21 protein-coding genes are annotated in these 22,561 nt (G+C 37.6%); all 21 read left to right on the top strand.

The window, feature by feature from the left end:
• Nucleotides 1–49: 49 nt before the first annotated feature.
• Nucleotides 50–898, top strand: a complete 849-nt coding sequence (locus ACSKY2_RS06230; protein WP_489877134.1) for an aldo/keto reductase — start codon at nt 50–52, stop codon at nt 896–898.
• A gap of 194 nt (nt 899–1,092) precedes the next feature.
• Nucleotides 1,093–1,326: a hypothetical protein gene (locus ACSKY2_RS06225; protein ID WP_489877133.1), complete on the top strand. Its 234-nt coding sequence runs from the start codon at nt 1,093–1,095 to the stop codon at nt 1,324–1,326.
• A 13-nt stretch (nt 1,327–1,339) separates the two neighbouring features.
• Nucleotides 1,340–1,606, top strand: coding sequence for a hypothetical protein (locus ACSKY2_RS06220; RefSeq protein ID WP_489877132.1), 267 nt, complete (start codon nt 1,340–1,342; stop codon nt 1,604–1,606).
• 165 nt (nt 1,607–1,771) lie between these two features.
• Nucleotides 1,772–2,503, top strand: coding sequence for an amino acid ABC transporter ATP-binding protein (locus ACSKY2_RS06215; RefSeq protein ID WP_489877131.1), 732 nt, complete (start codon nt 1,772–1,774; stop codon nt 2,501–2,503).
• A gap of 16 nt (nt 2,504–2,519) precedes the next feature.
• A complete protein-coding gene (locus ACSKY2_RS06210) occupies nt 2,520–4,004 on the top strand; it encodes an ABC transporter substrate-binding protein/permease (protein WP_489877130.1) in 1,485 nt (494 codons plus the stop codon).
• Nucleotides 4,005–4,178: 174 nt separating this feature from the next.
• Entirely contained in the window at nt 4,179–4,910 is a 732-nt protein-coding gene (locus ACSKY2_RS06205) for an amino acid ABC transporter ATP-binding protein (protein WP_489840618.1), read from the top strand.
• A gap of 16 nt (nt 4,911–4,926) precedes the next feature.
• Nucleotides 4,927–6,408, top strand: coding sequence for an ABC transporter substrate-binding protein/permease (locus ACSKY2_RS06200; protein WP_489878236.1), 1,482 nt, complete (start codon nt 4,927–4,929; stop codon nt 6,406–6,408).
• A gap of 306 nt (nt 6,409–6,714) precedes the next feature.
• Nucleotides 6,715–7,212, top strand: coding sequence for an aminoacyl-tRNA deacylase (locus ACSKY2_RS06195; RefSeq protein WP_489877129.1), 498 nt, complete (start codon nt 6,715–6,717; stop codon nt 7,210–7,212).
• Nucleotides 7,213–7,266: 54 nt separating this feature from the next.
• Nucleotides 7,267–7,935 carry an HD domain-containing protein gene (locus ACSKY2_RS06190; protein WP_489877128.1) on the top strand — a complete coding sequence of 223 codons (669 nt, stop codon included), beginning with the start codon at nt 7,267–7,269 and terminating at the stop codon, nt 7,933–7,935.
• A gap of 23 nt (nt 7,936–7,958) precedes the next feature.
• On the top strand, nt 7,959–9,353 hold the full coding sequence (locus ACSKY2_RS06185) for an MDR family MFS transporter (protein ID WP_489877127.1): 1,395 nt from the start codon (nt 7,959–7,961) through the stop codon (nt 9,351–9,353).
• A 106-nt stretch (nt 9,354–9,459) separates the two neighbouring features.
• Nucleotides 9,460–10,191 carry a GntR family transcriptional regulator gene (locus ACSKY2_RS06180; protein WP_489840622.1) on the top strand — a complete coding sequence of 244 codons (732 nt, stop codon included), beginning with the start codon at nt 9,460–9,462 and terminating at the stop codon, nt 10,189–10,191.
• Nucleotides 10,192–10,339: 148 nt separating this feature from the next.
• A complete protein-coding gene (locus ACSKY2_RS06175; protein WP_489877126.1) occupies nt 10,340–12,799 on the top strand; it encodes a phosphoketolase family protein in 2,460 nt (819 codons plus the stop codon).
• 122 nt (nt 12,800–12,921) lie between these two features.
• Nucleotides 12,922–13,647, top strand: coding sequence for a DUF4811 domain-containing protein (locus ACSKY2_RS06170; RefSeq protein WP_489877125.1), 726 nt, complete (start codon nt 12,922–12,924; stop codon nt 13,645–13,647).
• A gap of 154 nt (nt 13,648–13,801) precedes the next feature.
• Entirely contained in the window at nt 13,802–15,697 is a 1,896-nt protein-coding gene (locus ACSKY2_RS06165) for a M13-type metalloendopeptidase (RefSeq protein ID WP_489877124.1), read from the top strand.
• A gap of 262 nt (nt 15,698–15,959) precedes the next feature.
• Nucleotides 15,960–16,397, top strand: coding sequence for a CopY/TcrY family copper transport repressor (locus tag ACSKY2_RS06160; RefSeq protein WP_489877123.1), 438 nt, complete (start codon nt 15,960–15,962; stop codon nt 16,395–16,397).
• A gap of 11 nt (nt 16,398–16,408) precedes the next feature.
• Nucleotides 16,409–16,777: a cupredoxin domain-containing protein gene (locus tag ACSKY2_RS06155; protein ID WP_489878235.1), complete on the top strand. Its 369-nt coding sequence runs from the start codon at nt 16,409–16,411 to the stop codon at nt 16,775–16,777.
• 12 nt (nt 16,778–16,789) lie between these two features.
• Nucleotides 16,790–17,059 (top strand): cupredoxin domain-containing protein, encoded by a 270-nt coding sequence (locus tag ACSKY2_RS06150; RefSeq protein ID WP_489877122.1) that lies wholly within the window; start codon nt 16,790–16,792, stop codon nt 17,057–17,059.
• Nucleotides 17,060–17,068: 9 nt separating this feature from the next.
• Nucleotides 17,069–18,988 carry a copper-translocating P-type ATPase gene (locus tag ACSKY2_RS06145; RefSeq protein WP_489877121.1) on the top strand — a complete coding sequence of 640 codons (1,920 nt, stop codon included), beginning with the start codon at nt 17,069–17,071 and terminating at the stop codon, nt 18,986–18,988.
• A 486-nt stretch (nt 18,989–19,474) separates the two neighbouring features.
• Nucleotides 19,475–20,491: an efflux RND transporter periplasmic adaptor subunit gene (locus ACSKY2_RS06140; protein WP_489877120.1), complete on the top strand. Its 1,017-nt coding sequence runs from the start codon at nt 19,475–19,477 to the stop codon at nt 20,489–20,491.
• Complete coding sequence (locus ACSKY2_RS06135; RefSeq protein ID WP_489840633.1) at nt 20,484–21,164, top strand: ABC transporter ATP-binding protein; 681 nt, start codon at nt 20,484–20,486, stop codon at nt 21,162–21,164. Before ACSKY2_RS06140 ends, ACSKY2_RS06135 begins: the two co-directional genes overlap by 8 nt.
• Nucleotides 21,165–21,166: 2 nt before the next feature.
• Entirely contained in the window at nt 21,167–22,366 is a 1,200-nt protein-coding gene (locus ACSKY2_RS06130; RefSeq protein ID WP_489840634.1) for an ABC transporter permease, read from the top strand.
• The last annotated feature ends 195 nt before the right edge of the window (nt 22,367–22,561 follow it).

Below are 22,561 nucleotides of genomic sequence, written 5' to 3'. Positions count from 1 at the left end.
TACTAAATGAGAACAGTTATTCCATGTAAGAAGGGGCATAAATCATAAAATGGATATTCGCACACAGCTTCAATTGGCAGATGGTTATCAAATGCCACAACAAGGGTTGGGACTCTATAAAGTTACTGATCAAGCTAACCTGACAGAAGTCGTTAAAACCGCTTGGCAAACGGGTTATCGTTTGTTTGATACAGCACAAATGTACAAAAATGAAGCAGAAGTTGGCCAAGCATTACAGGAACTTCATGTACCACGTGAAGATTACTTTGTGACGACGAAGGTTGCAGAAGTTAATCAAGGTTATGATCAGACGTTGGCTTCTGTTGAACAATCGTTAAAAGATTTACAAATGGACTATGTCGATTTATTGATGGTACATTGGCCATTACATGAACAATTTTTTGAAACTTGGCGTGCATTTGAACGCTTACAAGCAGAGGGAATCGTCAAATCATTGGGCACGTCAAATTTTGGCATGATTCATTTACAATACCTAGCAACACAAGCAAATGAAATGCCAGTTGTTAATCAAATTGAAAATCATCCACATCTTGTTCAACCGGAATTACGTCATTTTTTGCGTGAAAATGATATTGTGACACAAGCATGGGCACCATTAGGTCGTGGTTCAGTACTTAATGAACCAGTGATTGCGAAAATTGCCGAGAAATATGGGAAATCACCTGCACAAGTTGTTTTACGTTGGCATTTAGCACATGGCACAAGTATTATTCCAAAGTCAATTCATCCACAACGTGTGATTGAGAATGGTGATATCTATGACTTTTCACTTACTGTGGAAGAAATTAAGGCCATTGATGCGCTAGATAAGTTTACGCGTATCAGTCAAGAACCTGAACAAGTATATGAACGTGGGCGTCAGTATCCACATCAATAACGTTTGAGGGCGTCGATCTACCAATTAAATTGATAGATCGACGCCCTTTTCATTTGGTCATAACGATTACTGCCGCAACCCCTTTGGAAAAAATGTGACATTATTAATGATTGGTAACGTTAGTATAAGTATCAGCAATAAGCTGATAATTCAAATGGCCATTTGATCAATTATTGGGAATGAGGAAAGTTATCATGGTAGAAAAGCAGGTAAAGGTACCAAATATGTTAAAAGTCAAAATTATTGGGAAGGCATCTGAAAATGTTGTAACGAGTCGTCAATTTTATGTGAAGTCTGGTACAACAGTTCATGAGTTATCACAGTTGGCACAAGTGATGTTGCGATTAGGTATTGAAACAACCATTGAAAAAATAACAACCGTTGAAACAAAGGCACATTTATTTAATCCCAACACAGGCGGTAATTAAGGAGATGATTAATATGAACCAAGTATTAGAATTAACATTTATGGCACTTGATGGTAAGGATACTGACACATCAAAAAAGCTATCAGTCATCAAAATTAAGCATCCAGCGACAATGTTAGATCGTGAAACGGTTTACGAAGCGATGAAGACGTTAGCGTCATTTGATTTCTTGTTAAATGCTAAAGGGGAATCAATGAAATTAGGCACACCATACATGGCAACAATGGCTGTGACTAATAAGCAAATTATTTTTGATAGTCAGCAAAAAGCAGCAGCTTAAAACAGAAATTCTATTCTAAAAACAGTGAATATGTGCATAATAACGTGCATATATTCACTGTTTTTTGTATAAATAAAAGTTTTTAAAGAAAATATTAGTTTTTCATTGCATAAATTCTCATTACTTGTTAATATTTATTCATAAATAACGAATGGGAGTAGCGTGATGGCAATTTTAGAGATAAAAAATTTACATAAAGAGTACGGTAAGCATACGGTCTTGCAGTCAATTAATGCCAAAGTTGAAGAGGGCGATGTGATTGCAATTCTTGGACCATCGGGTACAGGGAAATCGACATTATTACGAGAATTAAATATGCTAGAACATCCAACATCAGGGGCGGTTATTTTTGAAAATCAGGATATTACGAAGGCAAATGAGTCAGGGTTAGATAAGATACGTCAAGATTTAGGTATGGTTTTTCAGAGCTTTAATCTATTCCCAAATATGACGGTATTAGATAATGTGAAAATTGCATTATTAAAGGTCAAGGGATTATCTGATAGTGAAGCAACCACAACGGCAAAGCAATTTTTAGACAAAGTTGGGGTGGCAGAAAAAAGTGACGTTTATCCAGCATCGCTTTCTGGTGGTCAACAACAACGTGTGGCCATTGCCCGCGCATTAGCAATGCATCCTAAAATTATGTTATTTGATGAACCAACCTCTGCGTTAGATCCTGAGATGGTTGGGGAAGTATTAAAGACGATGCGTGAGTTAGCACAAGAGGGTATGACAATGTTGGTCGTGACACACGAAATGGGTTTTGCGCGTGAAGTTGCTTCAAAAATTTGGTTTATGAGTGATGGTGAGATGACAGCATATGATGACCCGATTGGTTTTTTTGAATCACCAAATTCAGAGCGTGCACAAAATTTCTTAGCCAAAATGTTGTAAGAAGGGAATTTTATTTATGAAGAAGTGGATAAAAAAAATCGTCACCTTATTAATGGCGATTGGGATATTTATGAGTAGTGGTATCGGTATTTTGGGCACAACGACAGTTAATGCTGCTGAAACTGATCCAACGTTAGAGCGAATTAAAAAATCAGGTAAATTAGTCGTTGGAACGGCTGCTGAATATGCGCCGTATGAATTTCATGCGACAGTTAATGGTCAAGATAAAATCTTAGGATTTGATATGGATGTTGCACGAACGATTGCCAAACATTTAGGTGTGAAGTTAGTTGTGCAAGATATGAGTTTTGATTCATTATTAGGCTCTGTGAAGACGGGAAAAATTGATATGGCGATTGCGGGGATGACGAGTACCCCTGAACGTGAGAAAGAAGTTAATTTTTCAACACCATATTATAATGATAAGAATGTCATTTTAACTTTAAAGCAAAACAAAAATAAATGGGCAACACTCGATCAAATTCGGCATGCAAAACTAGGAGCACAAGTGGCATCTAGTCAAGCAAGTTTAGCTGGTGACTTAACAGATAAAAAGCTTGTTCAAGTTAAAAAGGTGACGGATCTCGTGATGCAATTAAGTCAAAAGAAGGTTGATGCCGTGGTTGTAGCACAAACAACCGCTAGAAGTTATTTGAGTCAAAGCAAGCAGTTTGCTATTACTAAGGCAGATTTGCCTGTGAAGACAGGTAATGCAGTCTCAGTGGTTATGAATAAGAATGCGCCTGTCTTAAAAACGAAGGTTGATAAGATATTAGTTGACCATGTCATTGGGGCACCATTACATAAATGGCAAGAAAAAGCCTTTAAGCAAGCCAATCAAAAAGATTCATTTATTAAGAAGTACATGCCCTATTTTATTAAAGGAACGGAATATTCGGTTGGGTTAGCAGTTATTGGTGTCTTCTTTGGTATTATCTTAGGTGTTTTGTTTGCCTTGATGAAAATGTCAACGATCAAACCATTGAAATGGTTGGCAATTGCTTATATTGAAGCGGTCCGTGGCGTGCCTTTGTTGATTCAAGTTTTTATTGTTTACTTTGGTACTCAGGTGATTGGTATTCATGTTTCAAGCTTCTTAGCCGGAGCGATTGCGATGTTTTTGAATTCAGCAGCCTATGTCGCGGAAATTATTCGTTCAGGTATTCAAGCGGTACCCGATGGACAAGCTGAAGCGGCACGTTCACTAGGTTTTACAAAGAACCAGACGATGCGGTTTATGATTTTACCACAAGCGATTAAGAATATTTTACCAGCCTTAGGAAACGAATTTGTGACAGTGATTAAGGAAGGCTCGGTTGTCTCTGTCATTGGGGTCGGTGAGTTGACCTTCCAAACATCAGTGGTTCAGGGAGCATCATTCAAACCATTCTTACCATTGCTAATTACAGCAGTTATTTATTTTGTGTTAACTTTTGGTATTAGTCGTCTGTTGAACTTATTTGAAAAGCAATTACATAAGTCTGATAAATCATTTGGTTAATGATAGCTAAAGCGAAAAATATTTTAAAAAAGAAGCTGGATATAACACACATTTGTGTATATATTCGGTTTTTTGAATAAATTGGGGTATTTTAAGGGTTTTTTGAGGAAATTATTGCATATAATTTCAATTACTGTTAAGATTTATTAATCAGCAGTGAATGGGAGAGGAAATATGGCAATTTTAGAAATTAAAAATTTACACAAAGAGTATGGTAAGAATACGGTCTTGCAGTCAATTAATGCTGAAGTTGAAGAGGGCGATGTGATTGCAATTTTAGGACCATCAGGAACTGGTAAGTCAACATTATTACGAGAATTAAATATGCTAGAACATCCAACATCAGGGGCGGTTATTTTTGAAGACCAAGATATTACGAAAGCCACTGAATCGGATCTTGATAAAATTCGTCAAGATTTGGGGATGGTTTTCCAAAGTTTTAATTTGTTTCCGAATATGACGGTATTAGATAATGTGAAAATTGCTTTGTTGAAAGTGAAAGGCATTGCAGATAGTGAAGCAACGCAGATTGCGCAACAATTTTTGACAAAAGTTGGGGTGGCTGACAAAGCGGCTGTTTATCCAGCATCATTATCTGGCGGTCAACAACAACGTGTGGCTATTGCGCGTGCATTAGCAATGAATCCCAAAATTATGTTATTTGACGAACCAACCTCTGCGTTAGATCCTGAGATGGTCGGTGAAGTATTAAAGACGATGCGTGAGTTAGCGCAAGAAGGCATGACAATGTTGGTCGTGACACATGAAATGGGCTTTGCGCGTGAAGTTGCTTCAAAAATTTGGTTTATGAGTGATGGTGAAATGACTGCATACGATAGTCCGGCAGGCTTTTTTGAAAATCCTAATTCAGAACGTGCGCAGAATTTCTTAGCAAAGATGTTGTAAGAGAGGAATTTGAATGATGATTAAATGGGTGAAAAAGCTGATCATGGCAGTGATGGCCTTTGGCTTAGTCATGGCTAGTGGGTTAGGTATCTTTGATATGCATACTGTTAGTGCTGCACAAACAGATCCAACCTTAGAGCGAATAAAAAAATCAGGTAAATTAGTCGTTGGAACTTCAGCAGACTATGCGCCTTATGAGTTCCATACAACTGAAAATGGGCAAGATAAAATTGTTGGTTTTGATATTGACGTTGCGCGTGAAATTGGTAAGCAATTAGGCGTTAAGACGGAAATTCAAGAGATGAGTTTTGATGCTTTGTTGGGTGCTGTGAAAACAGGCAAGGTGGATATTGTTGTTGCGGGGATGACAAGTACTCCAGAACGTGAGCAAGAAGTCAATTTTTCAAAGCCGTACTTTGTTGATAAAAATGTTGTTTTAACATTAAAGCAAAACAAAGACAAATGGGCAACGTTGAAGCAAATCCGCCAAGCAAAATTAGCAGCACAAGTCTCATCAAAACAAGATGATTTAGCACATGAAATCAGTGATAAAAAAGTTGTTTCGTTGAAGAAAATTACTGATGAAGTAACACAGTTAACGCAAAAAAAGGTTGACGGTGTGGTTGTGGCAAGTACCACTGCAAAAAGTTATCTAGATCAAAGTAATCAATTTGCCGTGTCACCAGCAAAATTGCCAGGTATTTCTAATGGGTCATCAGTTGTTATGAACAAAAATGCCACAGTATTACAAGCAAAAGTTAATAAGATATTAACTGACCATGTGATTGGGGCACCGTTGCAGAAAATGCAAGATAACGCTATTAAGATAATGAATAAAAAAGAATCATTTGTTTCTAAGTATGCACCATACTTTGTTAAGGGAACATTCTACACGATTGGGTTGGCTGTCATTGGGGTCTTCTTTGGTATTATTTTAGGTATCTTGTTTGCACTCATGAAATTATCAACAATCAAGCCATTAAAGTGGTTAGCGTCAGCATATATTGAAGCTGTTCGTGGTGTGCCTTTGTTGATTCAAGTCTTTATTGTTTACTTTGGGACACAAGCCATTGGATTACATGTTTCAAGCTTTTTAGCTGGTGCGATTGCGATGTTTTTGAATTCAGCAGCTTATGTCGCCGAAATTATTCGTTCAGGTATTCAAGCGGTACCCGATGGGCAGACTGAAGCAGCACGTTCATTAGGCTTCACAAAGAATCAAACAATGCGATTTATGATTTTACCACAAGCCATTAAAAATATTTTGCCAGCCTTAGGTAACGAATTTGTAACAGTTATTAAGGAAGGTTCAGTTGTTTCTGTTATTGGTGTTGGTGAGTTGACCTTCCAGACGTCAGTGGTTCAAGGAGCATCATTTAAACCGTTTATACCTCTAATTATCACGGCTGTGATTTATTTCATATTGACATTTGGTATTAGCCGTTTGTTGAATTTATTTGAAAAGAGATTACGCAAATCAGATAAGACACTTGGATAAAAAATGCATGAAGTAAGCAAAATAAGCACCATAAAATAGTGTCAGACGACAATATTTTAGAATAGTTAGGCAGCAATCTTTTTAGAGGGGGCTGAGACATAAGTCGTTATGATCAGCTGAAAAAGGCGCTAATCTATCAATTTTGATTGGTAGATTAGCGCCTTTAAACGTGTTTTGTCAGACACTCTTCTTTTGAATAGCGACAGCAGGCTAGTGTCGTTATTTTTACGTTTTTAAGGGATGTTACTTTTCTAAGTCAACAGAATGGCGTATATTAAAAAGGACAGAGAGTGAAGGAGAAACAAGATGTCAAAGAAAGCACGTATTAAGAAAATTCTTGTTGAGCAAATTTTAGATAAAGCAAATATTCCTTATGAAACGATTGTTTTTTCAGGAGGTATGAATCGTGATCAAGCAGAGTTAGATGCCTATGGGTTAACAGATCATGACATTTATAAAACATTGGCATTAGAGGGTAACGTCACCGGACCAGTGATTGGCATTGTACCGGTTGATAATCATTTAAATGAAAAAAAGTTGGCAATGGTATCGGGTAATAAAAAAGTGACCATGATTCCAACCAAAAATTTACAAAAAACAACTGGCTATATTCATGGTGCAAATAACCCAGTCGGTATTTGGCAAACGAAGAAATTTCCAATTTATTTTGATAATAGTGCCAAAGAAGCTGGGACGATTACGGTTTCAGCCGGTGAAGTTGGTCGCTCGGTTCGTCTTGATGCTGTTGCACTGGCTGAATTTGTGCATGGCCAATTTTCTGATATTCGCTCAGTTGATGAATGAGACTAGTGACGACGTTGGTTACAGTGACACGTTATAACGATTGGAGATCGGGTTATGAATCAGCAGGAAGTAGAACAATTAGTGGCTATTAGAACGTTTACTGAACGAACCTTGTCTAAGGACAAAACGGGACATGATATGACACACATTGATCGAGTGTTCAACATGACGCGACACATTTTAACAACGGAACCAACAGCCGATGCATTTATTGCTCAAGCAGCTGCACTTTTACATGATACGTACGATGATAAGTTGTTTGCAGATGTGGCTGGGGCGAAAGCAGCCGTTGTAGACATGTTAACAACTAATCAAGTTACCAAGAGTCGTCAAATGGAAATCTTTACAATTATTGACAATATGTCATGGAGTAAACAACGATTTGGTCAGCCAGTATCGTTGTCGTTAGCGGGTCAAATCGTGCAAGATGCAGATCGATTAGATGCGATAGGGGCAATTGCCATTGCACGAGTGATTCAATATGGTGTTGCTCATGGACATGAACTATATAATCCTGATATTAAACCACGTCAGGTAAAGACAAAGTCAGAGTACCGTCAAGCAGATGGTGAGACCATTATGAATCATTTTTATGAAAAACTTTTTTTGCTCAAAGATTATTTGAATACGAAAGAAGGACAACGAATTGGTGTCAAAAGAGACCGGATAATGCACGATTTTGTCACACAATTTGAACTTGAATGGCAACAAAAAGATTACTAATTTTTTAAAAAAGGGGTGGATATGTGAATTCAATATCAAAAAAGGAACGTGGTGTCCTATTAATATTGATGGTCGGTGTTTTTCTAGGATTTTTAAATCAGACGTTAATGAATACAGCATTGCCACAAGTCATGGCAGATTTTAAAATTTCAACAGCACTGGGTCAATGGATGACAAATGGGTATATGTTGGTTAACGGTATTATGGTCCCGCTAACAGCTTTTCTGATTCAACGTTTGAAAACAAGGACGTTATACCTTAGTGCGTTATTGATTTTTGCTATTGGAACTTTAATTGCAGGTTTTGCACCAACTTATTTTATCTTAATTTTAGGTCGAATGGTCCAAGCTGCTGGTGCAGGTATTTTCGGACCATTGATGAACGTGGTGGTGATGAATATTTTTGCGGCTAATCGTCGTGGTGAGGCAATGGGAATCATTGGCTTAGCCTTAAATTTTGCACCAACCATTGGACCAACATTATCTGGATTTATTGTTTCTAGTCATTCATGGCGTTGGCTATTTTGGGGTATTGCGCCATTTATCTTTTTAGATTTAATTTTGGCTTTCTTCCTATTAGACAATTTGGGCACACAAAAGTTTTTAAAGTTTAATTTCTTAGGTGTGTTATTGTCAAGTATTGGATTAGGTAGTTTACTGTATGGTTTCTCAAACGCAGGGGATGGTCAATGGACAAGTCCAAATGTATGGGGATTTTTACTTGTTGGTATTATGGTTACGACGCTCTTTGTTTACCAACAAACGCATGCGAAAAATCCATTGCTGAACTTTGATGTATTTCATTATCATAATTTTACAGTTGCAACCATTATTAATGTTGTCTTGATGTGTGCCTTATATGGTGGGGCATTAATGTTACCATTGTACATGCAAACGGTACGTGGTGAATCAGCATTGATTTCTGGACTGATCCTATTACCTGGTGCGTTGATTACGGCTATTTTATCGCCAACTTCAGGTAAATGGTATGATCAATTTGGGGCACGTCGTTTAGCACCAATTGGACTAGGGATTGTTGTCTTAGGGACAATTATTTTAGCTAACCTGCAATTGGATTCACCATTATGGTTGCCAGCAGTTGGTCAATTGATTCGCCAGTTAGGGTTGGTTATGGTGACGATGCCAATTCAAACGGAAGCATTTAATTCATTACCGATAGCCATGGTACCAGATGGTTCAGCTGTTTATACGACGATTCGTCAAGTTGCTGCATCATTTGGGACAGCCGCGTTGATTACAGCATACGGCTTAACCTCAGCGAGTGTTAAAGCAGGGCAAACGCAGTCTTCAGCTGATTTAGCGGGAATTCATGTTACTTTTTGGATAGCCACAGTGCTAGTTGTTATTGCGTTGACTTTAACAAGATTGTTACGGCAGCGACAAGATGCTGATGCGTGATAAACCAATTGTAAAATAAAATCATTTCATAAAAGTGGTCTGACCTTGTTTTGGTTGGACCACTTTTATGTTATGATTGTAACTTGTAGTGAACAGGAGGTTCAACATGGCTAAAGAAGTACTGTATATGAAAGTGCTCAACGATTTAAATAGGCGGATCAATAATCAGGAATTTCCTGATTTAAAATTACCAGATGAGCGGTCTTTGGCTAGCTCGTACGCTGTTTCACGAAGTTCGATCAAACGAGCCCTCAATGTATTGGTGCAACAAGGCATTATTTTTAAAAAGCGTGGTTCGGGGACATTTGTTAATCCATTATATTTAAAAAATCAGGGGATGTTTCATGCCGTTGGTCAAAACTTAGGGGTATCAGATTCATTTCGCTTTAAAGGTGAGACACCAGCAATTAAATTACTTGTGTTTGAAAAAGAAATTGCCAATGAGGAAGACCGTGAAGCCCTGTTTTTAGAATCAGACGAAGAAGTTTATCGTATTAAGCGTCTTCGTACCTTGCAGGACAAGGTATTTATGATTGAAAACGCAGTGATTCCAGTGAAATTATTGCCAATGTTAACAGCAGAAGATATGACGCATTCCATGTTTCAATATGCAGAGCAGACAACGAACAAAGCGGTGACTAAGTCATTCATGACCGTTACAGCGGAACCATCAAGTGAAGAGGATCAGGCATATTTGCATTTGAAACCAACTGAACCAGTTGGGGTGATGGCAGGTGTGTACTTTTTAGACGATGGGACTCCCTTTGAAGTTGGTCAAATGCGCGTACATTATGAATACATGCGTTACAACAGTTTCGTGAGTTTAGACGGTGAATAACAGATAAAAAATTGTTACAAAATTGGGACGGTCCAATTAGGAGTTTTTTATTGTACCTGATTTGGAAATCTGTTATTATAATAATGTAATCCAGAAGATGACTTCTGCGATTGAACCTTTCTCAAAAGTAAAAGGAGATTTCATCAAAATGGCAGTAGATTTTGATTCAAAGGAATATCTATCAAAGGTTGATGCTTGGTGGCGTGCCAGCAACTACCTTTCAGCAGGTATGATCTTTTTGAAGAGCAACCCATTGTTTTCAGTAACTAACACACCAATCCAAGCGGACGATGTTAAAGTTAAGCCAATTGGTCACTGGGGAACGATCTCAGGACAAACATTCTTGTATGCACATGCAAACCGTTTGATCAACAAGTATGACTTGAACATGTTCTACATTGGTGGACCTGGTCATGGTGGCCAAGTAATGGTTACGAATTCATACTTGGACGGTACTTATACTGAAAACTATCCTGAAATTACACAAGATGTTGATGGTATGGCACGTTTGTTCAAGCGATTCTCATTCCCTGGTGGAATTGGATCACACATGACTGCACAAACACCAGGTTCATTGCATGAAGGTGGTGAATTAGGTTACTCACTATCTCACGCAACTGGTGCTGTTTTGGATAACCCAGACCAAATTGCTTTTGCAGTTGTTGGTGATGGGGAAGCTGAAACTGGTCCTTCAATGACATCATGGCATTCAATCAAGTTCTTAAATCCTAAGAATGATGGTGCTGTTTTGCCAATCTTGGACTTGAACGGATTTAAGATTTCAAACCCAACAATCTTCTCACGTATGAGTGATGAAGAAATCACAAAGTTCTTTGAAGGTTTGGGATACTCACCACGTTTCATTGAAAACGATGATATCCATGACTACATGGCATACCACGAGTTGGCTGCTAAGGTATTCGACCAAGCTATCGAAGACATCCAAGCAATTCAAAAAGCTGCCCGTGAAGAAGGCCGCTATATTGATGGTGAAGTTGCTGCATGGCCAGTCATCATTGCTCGCTTGCCAAAGGGTTGGGGTGGCCCAACTCATAACGCAGCCGGTGAGCCAATTGAAAACTCATTCCGTGCTCACCAAGTACCACTTCCTTTGGCACAAAATAAGTTGGATACTTTGCCTGAATTTGAAGAATGGTTGAATTCATACAAGCCAGCTGAATTGTTTAATGTTGATGGCTCATTGAAGGCAGAAATTGCTGCAATGGCACCAAAGGGTGATAAGCGTATGGCTGCTAACCCTGTTACTAATGGTGGTCGTCGTCGCGGTGAAGCTGCTACTAATTTGGCTTTGCCAAATTGGAAGGACTTTGCCAACGAGATTACTGCTGATAACCGTGGAACGGAATTGCCAGATGGTAACCGCAACATGGACATGAACGTTTTGTCAAACTACTTTGCTGCAGTATCAAAGTTGAACCCAACATCATTCCGTATCTTCGGACCTGATGAGACGATGTCAAATCGTTTGTGGGGTATGTTCGACATTACTAACCGTCAATGGATGGAAGAAGTGAAAGAACCTAACGATCAACATGAGGCTCATGAAGGTCGTATCTTGGATGCTCAATTATCAGAGCACCAAGCTGAAGGTTGGTTGGAAGCATATACGTTGACTGGTCGTGTTGGTGTATTCGCATCATACGAGTCATTCTTGCGTGTTGTTGATTCAATGATCACACAACACTTCAAGTGGCTACGTCACGCCTCAGAACAATCATGGCGTAATGATTACCCATCATTGAACTTGATTTCAACATCAACAGCCTTCCAACAAGATCACAACGGTTACACTCACCAAGATCCAGGTCTATTGGCACACTTGGCTGAGAAGAAGGTTGATTTTGTTCGTCAATACTTGCCAGCTGATGGTAACACTTTGTTAGCTGTCTTTGGTCGTGCATTTACTGAACGTCACAAGGTTAACCATATTGTTGCTTCAAAGCAACCTCGTCAACAATGGTTCTCAGTTGAAGAAGCTGAAGAATTGGCTAACGAAGGTGTTAAGGTAATCGATTGGGCTTCAACTGTTGCTGAAGGTGAAGATGCTGATATCGTCTTTGCATCTGCTGGTGTTGAACCAACAATCGAAGTTCTTGCTGCATTGCACTTGATCAACGAAGCCTTCCCAGCTGTTAAGATGCGTTACGTAAACGTTGTTGAATTGCACCGTTTGCTAAACAAGAATGGTAAGATGAACCACGAACGTGCCTTGTCAGACGAAAAGTTTACAGCATTGTTCGGTGAGTCAGGAACACCAGTTATGTTTGGCTTCCATGGTTTCGAAGACTTAATTGAATCAATCTTCTACGAGCGTCAACACTTAGGTGCTCATGTTCACGGTTACCGTGAAGATGGTGACATCACAACAACTTATGACATGCGTGTATACTCAGAGTTGGATCGTTTCCACCAAGCTAAGGAAGCTGCAAATATCTTGGCTGACAAGGGTGTTATTAATGCTGATGAAGCAAAGGCCTTTGACGAAAAGATGGATGCTATCTTGGCAAAGCACTTCGATGTTACTCGTAATGAGGGACGCGATATCGAAGAGTTTACTGACTGGAAGTGGACTGCTTTAAAGAAGTAATCAACATCGCAGGTTAGTTGAAATATGATAAAATAAAAGCTTGCAATCGCTATTTCTTGGCGATTGTAAGCTTTTTTTGTTATAATTTGTAATGGTTGAATATGTTTTTAAGGAGAAAGTTAATGATTGTCTTATTTGTGTTGGGAATTGTGCTGCTAGCGTACGCAGCAATTCAAGGTGTTGTACATCATGAAATACGATGGGTACCGATTGTTATCGGTCTTTTGTTGACTGTTTTCATGGGGTTAGGTTTGCAGCGTGCACAACAACGCCACTTTTTAATGGCTGAGGTCCCATTCACTAAAACACAAAAAATTCAGCCTGCTGTTACTGTAGATGGATTTAATTTAATAACGACGGAAAAAGGGAGCAATGGTCATTTACGTTATACTTATAAGACGAATGACAAAACATATCAGACATTAACGCAACAAGCACAGACAAAAATTGTTGCTGGTAAGCAAGCGACTTTAAAAACAACAGTGATGACTTATCAAGCAAATTCAACTTGGCGTCGTTTCTTACTGTTAGGGCAAAAGACGTTAGAAAAGGGTGATACGACATATCAATTAACGCTTCCTGAGGGTTGGTATGTTGTTCCAGCTGGTAAAGTTGATGATCTACAAAAATTAATTGAAACCAATGAGTCAAAAATTTCTGATAAAGTACGTGATGAAATCAATAAACGAGTTGCTGAAAAAGTGAAAACGGATAAAGATTTTGTTAATGATACAGATAGTCAGAATAAGTTGAAGAATGATGTTGTGAAACAAGTGACAAGTGATGCAAACAAGCAGTTAAAGGTTGATATTGTCAACCAAATTCGCAAATGGCAACAAGCGGAATAATTTAAACAAGGTCGGATACATGTGATGTTTGTATATATCATTGTGTGCGGCTTTTTTAATGCGGTCTTATTGAAAATAGATATGGAAACATGTTCGAACTTCACGAATTGTGTTATCTTAGTCTATGAGAAAAATTAATATTTGAGGTGAAACAATGGGGACACGTCGACAAGATGATTTTTATGAAGCAATCAATGAAGATTGGCTAGCTCAGGCAGTTATTCCAAATGATAAGTCACGTACAGGTGGCTTTATTGATTTAGCTGATGAAATTGAAAATTTAATGCTAACAACAACAGACAAATGGCTAGCTGGTAAGGATATACCGGATGATGATGTGTTACGTAATTTTATTAAGTATCATCGTTTAGCAGCAGATTGGCAAACGCGTAATGAATTAGGAACAACGCCAGTTTTGCCAATTATTCGGCGCTACCAAAATTTTCAATCGTTTGCTGATTTTGCACAACATATCGTTGCATTAGAAAAAGAAGGCTTACCAAATGCTTTGCCACTAGGTATTGCACCAGATTTTAAGGATGCACAAACTTATGTATTATGGGCAGATGCTTTAGGAACGATTTTACCGGATACAACTTACTATGCGCCTGATCACCCACAAGGGGCAGCATTATTAAAGCAATGGCGTGAATCCCAAGAAAAATTGTTGCCTAAATTTGGATTTCATGCAGATGAAATTAAGGACTTGCTAGATAAAGCAATCGCATTTGATGCGCGCGTTGCGCAAGTTGTTTTGAGTCAAGAAGAATCCGCTGAATATGTGAATTTGTACAAACCATACAAGTGGGCTGATTTTACAGCATTAACACCAGCATTACCATTAAATGAAATTGTCACCAGCATGATTGGTGAAGAACCAGACATGGTCGTTGTGCCAGAAGAACGTTTTTGGCACGCGTCTGACCAGTTTTTCTCTGAAGAAGCCTGGCCATTATTACAAGCAACATTGATTGTTGACATTGCGAATGGTTATACAGGTTACCTATCTGATGAAGTTCGCATACTAGGTGGTGCTTTTAGTCGGGCATTGTCTGGCACACCCGAAGCAAAAAGCCGTCAAAAATCTGCTTATTATTTAGCAGAAGGGCCATTTAATCAAGCATTAGGTCTATGGTATGCACATCATCAGTTTTCTGCAGCAGCAAAGGCTGATGTGGAAGATAAAGTTGCAACAATGATTGATGTTTATAAAGAACGTTTACAAAATACGACTTGGTTACAACAAGCAACGCGTGACCAAGCGGTGGTCAAGTTGAATGCAATCAAACCACATATTGGTTATCCTGAAAAATTGCCAGACTATTATCAAGATAAGATTGTTGACGACAATGCGACGTTATTCGAAGCCATGCAAAAATTTACCCAGCAAAATGTGGCACGTGCATGGGCAAAATGGCATCAACCAGTAGATCGTGAGGAATGGCATATGCCAGCACACATGGTGAATGCTTATTATGATCCACAACAAAACCAAATTGTTTTTCCTGCAGCGATTTTGCAGGCACCATTTTACAGTTTAGAGCAATCGGATTCTGCTAATTATGGTGGTATTGGTGCAGTCATTGCACATGAAATTTCACATGCCTTTGATACCAATGGTGCCTCATTTGACGAACATGGTAGCCTGAATAATTGGTGGACAGATGAAGATTATGCGGCCTTTAAAGAACGCACACAAAAAATCATTACCCAATTTGATGGATTAGATTCGTATGGTGCGAAAGTTAATGGTAAGTTGACTGTTTCTGAAAATGTTGCTGATTTAGGAGGCTTTGCAGCAGCTTTAGCGGCTGCAAAGCGTCAACAAACATTCTCAGCAAAAGAATTTTTTGAAAGCTGGGCAACTATTTGGCGAATGAAAGCTCGGCCAGAACTAATGAAATACTTTGCAGCAGTTGATGTGCATGCACCAAATAAAGCAAGAACCAATGTCATTGTGTCAAACTTTGATGATTTCTATGACACGTTTGACGTTCACGAAGGTGATGGTATGTATCGGAAGCCAAGTGAACGTACGATGATTTGGTAAACGAGTCAATTCGGTCGTTAATTAGGACCAGATTGTTTTTATGTATCATGTATGAATAGGTCGTCAATCTAACCATTTTATGAAGTGGTGGGTTGGCGACCTTTAAATATGATTTAAAAGATTGCACCCAGATTATAATAACAGTTGTGAAATAGGTTAATGGTTGAGATTTAACATTAAGTCATTTTTAGTTGACGTTTGTAAATGAAAGAATGTATAATTAGGTTACAGATGTAAACATAAGTGATTGGGAGGTAATTTCATGGCACAAGCAAATGACATGTCCACTGCTGAGTGGGAGATTATGCGTGTTATTTGGACATATCATGAAGCAAGCAGTAACGAAATTATTACTGCCATTCGTGGTAAAAAAAATTGGTCTGAATCAACCATTAAGACGTTGTTACGGCGTTTGGTCCAAAAAAAGGTTTTAATGACACGTAAAGAGGGGCGTCATTTTATTTATCATCCGTTAATTACTGAAGATGATGCAATGATCCAAATGACAACTGAAGCTTTTGATCGTTTGTGTCGTATGAAACGAGGACAAACTTTAGTAAAGTTAATGACTGATATGCCATTGAGTCAGGCAGACATTGTTAGTTTACAAGACATGCTGGCACAAAAGGCAGTTACTGCACCTGAAACACTAACTTGTGACTGCATTGCGCCAGTTTCATGTGAACATTGTGCACCTTAGGGGGAATAATGATGAAATTAGTTGTATTCATTGTTGGCATCGCGTTGATTGCCTTTATTAGTTGGTGGTTTTTTGGTAAACATGCCACAGAGACGCAAACGGCATCCGTCACCAGTGAGAAACAAGATGTTGATATTTTGGTTAAAGGTGGTTATTCACCAGAACAAGTTGTGTTAAAGCAGGGTGTTCCTGCACAATTGCACTTTACAAGGACGGATGCATCAAGTTGTCTTGATCATGTGGTTTTTGCAGATTTTGGGATCAATCAAGCGTTACCACAAAATCAAGTGGCGACGGTTACGATAGATACGAGTCAAACTGGTGAATACGAATGGGCGTGTGGGATGGATATGTTCCACGGCAAGGTTATTATTAAGTAAGGAGAAAATAACATGAATGATGTACAAAAGGTTAATATAACAGTTAATGGTGGCTATGAACCAAGTGTTGTGAATTTAAAGCAAGGTATCCCTGCAGAATTAACGTTTACTAGAACTAATGATAAAGGGTGTTTAGACGTTGTGCATTCGGATGATTTCGCATTTCGTGAGTCATTACCAATTAATGAACCCAAGACAGTGACCATTGCGACAGATAAAGCTGGTGAATATAAATTTAGTTGTGGCATGGATATGTTTTCAGGTAAAGTCATCATAAAGTAGGTGAACCATATGAAAGTGACTACACGGTTTTGGATATCATTCGTATTGTCACTGCCAATGTTAATGGAGATGATACTCATGCCATTGACTGGTTGGATGTTGCCAGGTGGGCAGATGACGATGTTTGTTTTGACGACGATTGTGATGTTGATTTCGGCGCGCCCTTTTTTAACGAGTGCTTGGGCATCTTTCCAAAAACATCATTCAAATATGGATACGCTGATTGCTGTTGGCACAGGAACAGCTTATATTTATAGTATTTATGCGATGTTGACTGGTAAAGCTGTTTTTTTTGAAAGTGCGGCGTTTGTCATTACGTTTGTTTTATTAGGACAAGTTCTCGAAGAAAAAATGCGAGACAATACTTCTTCGGCAATTAGTAAATTGATGGATCTGCAGGCTCGAAATGCTGAAGTTAAACGAGATGGTCAATTTATTCAAGTGCCATTAGATGAAGTCGTCGTAGGTGATTTGATTCGTGTCAGACCAGGCCAAAAGATTCCAGTGGATGGTCAGATGATTACCGGTAGTTCAACTGTGGACGAATCGATGGTTACTGGTGAGAGTATGCCGGTTGAAAAAAAGACTGGTGATCAGGTGATTGGCTCTACCATCAATACAACAGGGACTTTCATTTTTAAGGCAGAAAAAGTTGGTAATCAGACGATGTTGGCGCAGATTGTGACTTTGGTAAAAAAAGCCCAGTCGAGTCATGCACCAATCCAACAATTAACTGACCGTGTTTCAGATATCTTTGTACCAATTGTTTTGATTATTGCGATCGCAACATTTCTTGTTTGGTATGTCTTTATTGGGCATGATGTCGCTAATTCATTAATTTTTGCTGTATCAGTCGTTGTAATTGCGTGTCCATGTGCTCTTGGATTAGCAACACCGACAGCCTTGATGGTTGGGACTGGGCGTGGGGCTAAAATGGGCATTTTAATTAAAAGTGGTGAAGTGCTCGAACGAGTTAATGATATTGATACGATTGTTTTTGATAAAACTGGCACGATAACAGTTGGTCAACCAAAAGTAACTGATATTATTGGTGATCAGCAGCAAGTACTAACACTAGCCGCACGACTTGAAGCAAATTCAGAGCATCCTTTAGCAGTGGCAGTCATACAAGCAGCAAAAGAGCAGCACTTAACATTATCAGCCGTGACTGATTTTAAAGCTTTATCAGGAAAGGGCGTTGTGGCAACGGTCGATGGACAACAGGCTTTTGTGGGTAATGAATATTTGTTGACAGATGTGACAATGACAGATGTGCTACGACAAAAGATGACGCAATTACAAAATGACGCCAAGACAGTTGTTCTCGTTGGTTTGCAGCAGCGGGTCATCGGATTGATTGCTATTCAAGATACGCCAAAAGAAACGTCGGCAGTAGCCATTGCGACGCTGAAAGCACGTGGCCTAAAAACAGTGATGTTAACCGGAGATAATGAACACGTTGCCGAAGCAATTGCCAATGAAGTTGGTATTGATGAAGTCATTGCAGGTGTTTTACCTGCTGAAAAAGCTGATAAAATTAAGGCATTGCAGCAATCGCAAACGGTCGCCTTTGTTGGTGATGGTATTAATGATGCACCAGCATTAACGACCGCTGATGTCGGTATTGCAATGGGTGCTGGGACAGATGTTGCCATTGATGCTGGAGGCATTGTTCTAGTTAAAAATGATTTGCGAGATGTTGCGATGGCCTTATCATTAAGCAAAAAAACGTTCAATCGTATTAAGTTGAACCTTTTTTGGGCGTTTGTGTACAATGTGTTAGGGATTCCACTAGCAGCTGGTCTGTTCTATGGCCTGGGGATTGTCTTGAGTCCAGAAATAGCTGGTTTGGCAATGGCATTGAGTTCGTTATCGGTTGTGACAAGCTCAGTCATGTTAGGTAAAACGAAGTTAGTTAGCGCTTATTAATACAGTATCATATGATAAGAAATGGCTATTTATCAATTATAAAATTTATTAATCAAGCATAATAATATGAGCAGCAGAAACGGATATGATAGTATCTATTTCTGCTTTTTTAGTTTTGACCATTGATCTCCAGACATCATTTTCAAATTTGCTTTTTTGAAGTCTGAATATTGTGGTAGCCGATATCAAAAAAACATTAAAATACAATTTTTATAAAAAATAATTTATATTAAGCATTAAATAAAGTCATATTTCAAAAAATGTTTTTTAGGATATAATAGTTAATGTAAATGCTTTCATTACATTTAATTGAGCAGAGAAGATATTTTTGGATGGTCATTGATATCGTCTCAAGTATTTTCTGTAGTAATTTTACTTATTAGATCAAAAAATAATTAATATATATGATGTAAAGGAGTTTACTCAATTGTGTTATATCTTTCAACAATTTATGGGTTATAGCACTTTGGTATTTAGGGGAAAACTATGAGAAATATAATAACTTCTAAAAAATTTAAGTATGTCGGTTTATTGGTATTAATAATCATGATAATTTTTGCATTGAGTACTTATCACAATATCCATCAAAAAAAGAATGATATACCAGAATATAAAAGTACAAAGGTCATTCAATTAAAACCTTTAATTCTTACTGGTAAAATTAAGGCAGATCGAATGCAACATATTACTTTACCACAGGGAAAGGTGCAACAAATTTTAGTTGATAATGGCGCCCATGTTACTGAAGGACAACCACTTGTGACAATGTATAGTCAAGTAAGTCAAAATAATGTCGATGATTTTAATCAAGAAATTTTGCAACAACAACGTAAAGTCTCTGATTTAAAACACCAACTGGATGTTGTAAAGTCTCAAGATGATCAAGAAGAACTTGCAACAGCACAAACGAGCTATAATGAGGCAAACGATGACTTATCAAGATTAAAAACGAAATTACAAAGAGAACAGACCAAGGTAAGCAGTTCAGCAATTGCACCTTTTACTGGAACGGTCATTATTAATGACACTGAAACTGATAAACCCAATATTATGGTATATAGCGACGATTTAGTTTTTAAAGCAAATGTATCTGAGTATGATTATGCTGACGTAAAAACAAATGCTAATTTAAAAGTTACAGCATTGGCTTCAAAAGAAAGTGTTGATACAAAAATTAAATTTATATCGAATGAGCCGACGACAACAAGTAAGGCTAATGACACAAAATATGAAGTTACGGCACCTATTAATGGCCATTTTATGAATGGACAGACAGCGCGTGCATCAGTTAAGCAATTAGGTTTATCAATACCAATGTCAAGTGTTCAACATCATGGTGTCTATGTGGTAAATAAAAAGCATGTTGTTTCATCCAAAGTAGTTACAGGTAAAATGGAGAATGGGCACTACAAAGTTGAAAAAGGTCTTCATTTGGGACAAACGGTTATCGTTAATCCAGATAAAAATTTACATGATGGAAGTAAGGTTAGCTTAGATGATTAAGTTAAAAAATATCAATAAATTCTACAAACAAGGACAATCTTTGACTCATATTTTACATGACATTAATTTAGACATTGCTGAAGGTGAATTTGTCGCAATTATGGGGCAATCTGGTTCTGGAAAATCTACTTTGATTAATATCATTGGTTTTTTAGATGATCAGTTTGAAGGTAGTTATTTTTATAATGACTTACCAATCCACGATTATACGCGGGCACAATTTTCTAAATTAAGAAATAGTAATGTTGGATTTGTATTTCAAAATTTTAAATTAATTAGTAATTTAACCGTCCAAGAGAATATTGGGTTACCCCTTTTGTATGCTGGTGCTAAACGAGCTAATATTAAAAAAAGTGTTGCAGATGTTTTACAACAAGTTGGGTTGCCTGGTATAGAGAAAGAATTACCTAAAAATTTATCTGGTGGACAACAGCAGCGTGTTTCAATAGCACGAGCAATTATTACTAAACCCCAATTTTTAATTGCAGACGAACCGACTGGAGCATTGGATAGTCAAACTTCTGCTGAAATAATTTCACTTTTTAAACAGTTAAATCAGCAACAAAATACCACTATTATTATAGTTACACACGATGAAAAAATTGGTCATCAAGCAGAACGTTTGATTCAAATTTTAGACGGCCACATCATTTCGGATGAAAAGGCGGTATAATCATGATTTTTTTTGAATTATTTAAGACGGCATGGCAATCGTTAAAGACGAATCCTAAACGTAGTCTATTAACAATGGTAGGAATTGTAATTGGTGTGGGAGCAGTCATTACAATTATGTCCTTAGGTAATGGCATCAAAGATAAAATGCTGTCACAATTTAATTTCACAAGCGATGGTAAAGTGACTGCTGAAATTGATTTTTATCAAAATGATGGTGTTAGTATGGGAAAACAAGGCTTTAGTGATATTGATGTTAATTTGATTAAAAATAATTTTGCAAAAGATGTTCAAAAAGTTAAAATTGATCACTCTAGTATAGGTTCAGAAATCAATATGTATGGCAATTTGGGTAATCATAATAAACTTTTTAATATTGGTTTAGTTAAAGGAAATTCTAACCAGTATGATGTTGTGAACGGTCATAACATAACAAGGAGAGATAATATTGATGGCCGCTCGGTTGCGTTAATTAGTAAAAGCCTTGCAAAAAATGATTATGGTAACAGTCAAAACGCAATTGGTACTAGTATTGAGATTTCAAATCAAACATATGAGATAGTAGGTACTTTTAATCATCGGAAAGGTGATTTTTTGGATAGAGAAGTTAATGTCATTTTACCTAAAACGGTGTTTAATTCTTCGGATGGTGCACAAAAAGGTGATTCATTACAAATAACTTTTAAGAAAGGTAGCGATGTTAAGTCAGCTGCTAAAAGTATTACATCATTTTTAAAAAAGAATGGTCAGAGTCGATATGATGGTAGTTATTCATATACCGATATTGGGAGTGAACTGCGTAAAATTAAAACGATGTTTAATGCGTTAACATATTTTATTAGTGCTATCGCAGCTATTTCTCTGTTTATTGCTGGTATTGGTGTTATGAATATGATGTATATTTCCGTTTCAGAACGTACACAAGAAATTGGGATTCGATTAGCAGTTGGAGCCAAGCCAAGTAATATTATGTTACAATTTTTACTCGAATCGGTTATGCTGACACTAAGTGGTGGTTTGATTGGGTTCTTATTTGGATGGGGATTAGTTAGTTTAATATCGTTAGTATTTCCATTTAAGGCAACTGTCACATTTGAATCATTTATCTTAGCGGTTGGTATTTCTTCAGCTGTCGGTATCATTTTTGGTATTTTACCTGCAAGACAAGCCTCACAAAAGAATCTAATTGATACCTTACGATAACTAATGATTATTTATAATAAAAAATAAATGCAATTAATTGTCAAATTATAGTAAAAAAATTTATGATATTTTTTTAAGTCACGAAATTCAGTGATAATTTCGTGGCTTTTTTACTGACAAAAAACATTTTTATAAAAGAGATAGTTCGCAAAAATGTAAGCGTTTTATTTGTTAAAAGATGAGCAATATAAGGGA

The sequence above is a fragment of the Weissella sp. ESL1156 genome, assembly GCF_058505625.1.
Note: the sequence above shows the minus strand (reverse complement) of the source record. Positions and strands in the feature narration are given on the sequence as shown.

Excerpts from the sequence above, each read along its gene's own strand:
- ACSKY2_RS06205 (WP_489840618.1), top strand. The coding sequence starts at position 4,179 with ATGGCAATTTTAGAAATTAAAAATTTACACAAAGAGTATGGTAAGAAT.
- ACSKY2_RS06200 (WP_489878236.1), top strand. The coding sequence starts at position 4,927 with ATGATTAAATGGGTGAAAAAGCTGATCATGGCAGTGATGGCCTTTGGC.
- ACSKY2_RS06130 (WP_489840634.1), top strand. The coding sequence starts at position 21,167 with ATGATTTTTTTTGAATTATTTAAGACGGCATGGCAATCGTTAAAGACG.
- ACSKY2_RS06190 (WP_489877128.1), top strand. The coding sequence starts at position 7,267 with ATGAATCAGCAGGAAGTAGAACAATTAGTGGCTATTAGAACGTTTACT.
- ACSKY2_RS06210 (WP_489877130.1), top strand. The coding sequence starts at position 2,520 with ATGAAGAAGTGGATAAAAAAAATCGTCACCTTATTAATGGCGATTGGG.
- ACSKY2_RS06150 (WP_489877122.1), top strand. The coding sequence starts at position 16,790 with ATGAATGATGTACAAAAGGTTAATATAACAGTTAATGGTGGCTATGAA.
- ACSKY2_RS06180 (WP_489840622.1), top strand. The coding sequence starts at position 9,460 with ATGGCTAAAGAAGTACTGTATATGAAAGTGCTCAACGATTTAAATAGG.
- ACSKY2_RS06225 (WP_489877133.1), top strand. The coding sequence starts at position 1,093 with ATGGTAGAAAAGCAGGTAAAGGTACCAAATATGTTAAAAGTCAAAATT.
- ACSKY2_RS06220 (WP_489877132.1), top strand. The coding sequence starts at position 1,340 with ATGAACCAAGTATTAGAATTAACATTTATGGCACTTGATGGTAAGGAT.
- ACSKY2_RS06135 (WP_489840633.1), top strand. The coding sequence starts at position 20,484 with ATGATTAAGTTAAAAAATATCAATAAATTCTACAAACAAGGACAATCT.
- ACSKY2_RS06165 (WP_489877124.1), top strand. The coding sequence starts at position 13,802 with ATGGGGACACGTCGACAAGATGATTTTTATGAAGCAATCAATGAAGAT.
- ACSKY2_RS06145 (WP_489877121.1), top strand. The coding sequence starts at position 17,069 with ATGAAAGTGACTACACGGTTTTGGATATCATTCGTATTGTCACTGCCA.
- ACSKY2_RS06195 (WP_489877129.1), top strand. The coding sequence starts at position 6,715 with ATGTCAAAGAAAGCACGTATTAAGAAAATTCTTGTTGAGCAAATTTTA.
- ACSKY2_RS06155 (WP_489878235.1), top strand. The coding sequence starts at position 16,409 with ATGAAATTAGTTGTATTCATTGTTGGCATCGCGTTGATTGCCTTTATT.
- ACSKY2_RS06140 (WP_489877120.1), top strand. The coding sequence starts at position 19,475 with ATGAGAAATATAATAACTTCTAAAAAATTTAAGTATGTCGGTTTATTG.
- ACSKY2_RS06160 (WP_489877123.1), top strand. The coding sequence starts at position 15,960 with ATGGCACAAGCAAATGACATGTCCACTGCTGAGTGGGAGATTATGCGT.
- ACSKY2_RS06230 (WP_489877134.1), top strand. The coding sequence starts at position 50 with ATGGATATTCGCACACAGCTTCAATTGGCAGATGGTTATCAAATGCCA.
- ACSKY2_RS06170 (WP_489877125.1), top strand. The coding sequence starts at position 12,922 with ATGATTGTCTTATTTGTGTTGGGAATTGTGCTGCTAGCGTACGCAGCA.
- ACSKY2_RS06215 (WP_489877131.1), top strand. The coding sequence starts at position 1,772 with ATGGCAATTTTAGAGATAAAAAATTTACATAAAGAGTACGGTAAGCAT.
- ACSKY2_RS06175 (WP_489877126.1), top strand. The coding sequence starts at position 10,340 with ATGGCAGTAGATTTTGATTCAAAGGAATATCTATCAAAGGTTGATGCT.